Source organism: Quyinboa ferrireducens (genome assembly GCF_042436675.1).
Taxonomy (GTDB): Bacteria; Bacteroidota; Bacteroidia; order Bacteroidales; family UBA5342; genus JBHJHP01.
Window position 1 is genome coordinate 1 of sequence record NZ_JBHMVA010000052.1, and the last position, 2,413, is coordinate 2,413.

Below are 2,413 nucleotides of genomic sequence, written 5' to 3' on the forward strand. Positions count from 1 at the left end.
CCAGTTTTAAAAAGAACGTTCCCTGCTTCAGCCGAAAGAGGGTGGAAGCCAGTTTTAAAATAATCAAACAACTAATCACGGCATTATTTACAACGTTCCCGCGGTATGGTGTCGTGGCAGTTTCTGTCCGATAGGATAGGAACTGTCAGGACGAAAGGTGCTTGCAGCGAACGTTGAATTATTTGGTTTAAAAGTACTGCCATGCACTATGACCGCGTGTTGTAGCCAGTTATTTTTATTCTTTCTATTTGGTCTTCTTGTTCAACTCTTTCGGATGATAGTCCGTTTTGGTCAAGTGCATTGAATACCGAAAAGTAAGTTGTCGTGCCACTCTCGTTTTCTATTTCGAATTCAATTCCGTGCATCATAAATCCTGTCTCATGTGGTTCTCCAGTCTCGATATTTTTGCTTTTAAAATTATAGGTCAAAATGTTTACAGCCGAAATAGGTCGGTTCAAGCTTACTTTTAAATCTTGTTTCCCGTTTTCCTTCCAGCTCAACGGTAATTCGTCACCCATTCCATACCAATCGAGTTTTTCTGTCAAGTCTATAGTATTTAAAGTGAAGCTGAAATCATCAAGTTGATAAGCACAAAATTCATAATTATTTCCGTCAATTTCGAGAATCACTGGACCATCTGGATACCATTCATTCTCTTTTCCGTCCCACATAACCCAAAATCTTGAAATTGACTTGCCAATCAATTTTTCAAACTTGTCTTTCTGAGTTTTTAAGAACAAGTTTGCATCATCGAAAAAGTTGGGTTCATATTTAGCTATTCCTAACATTTGTTTTTTCTAATTGGCTACAACGTTCCCGGGGTATGGTGTCGTGGCAGTTTCTTTCCGACGGGAAAGGAACTGTCAGGACGAAAGAGCTAGAAGCGAACGTTGAATTATTTTGATTAAAAGTACTGCCATGCACTATGACCGCGTGTTGTGGGCAGTTTTTTTATTTGTCAGAATAATTCCCAGTATCGTTAAACTTCTTATCAATTAAATTTTTTATTACTATTAACAATATTTGAGATACAATCAAAATCAAGAATAAACGAATATTGGCTCTATCTTTGCTTTGTCTATATTCAACTCCAATCATTTGAACTTGAAGAATAAAATTTGGTTTATCTACATCAAATCTTTTAGTACTTGTTTGAGAAGTGCAATCATTTATTTCTAGTCGAAAGTCTGAATTTATAGGATTATTTTTTACAAATTTAGCTATAGTATCACAATACAAAATATATAATTCTTGATTACTAATCTTCTTGTTAATCATTGATTTGTATATAGAATATTCAATATCAAAGAATTTGCCTTGAATTTTCTTTCGTTTATACCAATCAGCAGATGAAAAAGAAATAACAACTATAAATATTAATCCTAAGATAGTCTTTAGAATTCGTTTTCTATTTTTAATCTTCACTATAAAGTAAATGAGTTAGGTAAATTGCCCACAACGTTCCCGCGGTATGGTGTCGTGCGGTTGACTGTCCCACGAAGTGGAGACTGTCAAGCCGAAAACGGCGCCATACGGAATTTGGTTTTGCAAGTTAAAATAAAACCGCATGCACTATGACCGTGTGTTGTGCCGTCGTACTTTATTCAGCGGGTTTTGGGTATTTTTTTGAAGTAACACCATTTTCATCATATTCAATCCAATTGCCTATTGGAGCTCCCATATCGTATTCACCTTTTTTCCATATATCTCCATTTTCTTTATAATAAATACAGTATCCATGAATCAAATTGTCTTTGGTGTATCCTTCAATTTCAAGTTGTCCATTTTCAAAGTAGCTTTTATAAGAACCATTTTTTTTACCATTTTTGAGAATACTCAATTCATGTAATTGCCCACTTTCATAATATATTCTCATAGTGTCAACTTGATAGCCATCTTTAAATATCATTTCTTTCTGAATTTTACCAGATTGGTAATAGATTTTTGATATTCCAGATTGTTTACCTTTTTTAAACATTAATTCTCCTTGGAGTTCTCCAGTCGGATAATAAATCTTTACAATTCCGTCAGGTTTTTCTTTTTTTCCGGAATATTCCACTTTAAGATTTCCGTTATCATAATATTCTTTATGCTTTAATTTTTGAGCATATGAAATCGTTAAAGAACAACTAAGAATCAGAGTAATAATAAATTTCATATTTGTATATTTTAAATTTTTACCTTAATAAAGGATGGGGCAGTATGCGGCACAACGTTCCCGCGGTATGGTGTCGTGCGGTTGACTGTCCCACGAAGTGGAGACTGTCAAGCCGAAAACGACGACATACGGAATAAAGGTTTGCAAATTAAAACCAAACCGCATGCACTATGACCGCGTGTTGTACCCAGTTTTTTATTTTCATATTGGATCTCCATCAGTCCAGATTAACCAATTATTCCCAATTCCATAAAT

At 34.6% G+C, this 2,413-nt stretch carries 3 protein-coding genes; all 3 read right to left on the reverse strand.

Annotated elements, in window-relative coordinates:
- Positions 1 to 206: 206 nt before the first annotated feature.
- Positions 207 to 788 carry a hypothetical protein gene (locus ACE01N_RS20300; protein ID WP_380592874.1) on the reverse strand — a complete coding sequence of 194 codons (582 nt, stop codon included), beginning with the start codon at positions 786 to 788 and terminating at the stop codon, positions 207 to 209.
- Between the two features lie 163 nt (positions 789 to 951).
- Positions 952 to 1,425 carry a hypothetical protein gene (locus ACE01N_RS20305; protein ID WP_380592876.1) on the reverse strand — a complete coding sequence of 158 codons (474 nt, stop codon included), beginning with the start codon at positions 1,423 to 1,425 and terminating at the stop codon, positions 952 to 954.
- Between the two features lie 175 nt (positions 1,426 to 1,600).
- On the reverse strand, positions 1,601 to 2,158 hold the full coding sequence (locus tag ACE01N_RS20310) for a toxin-antitoxin system YwqK family antitoxin (protein ID WP_380592878.1): 558 nt from the start codon (positions 2,156 to 2,158) through the stop codon (positions 1,601 to 1,603).
- Positions 2,159 to 2,413: the final 255 nt, after the last annotated feature.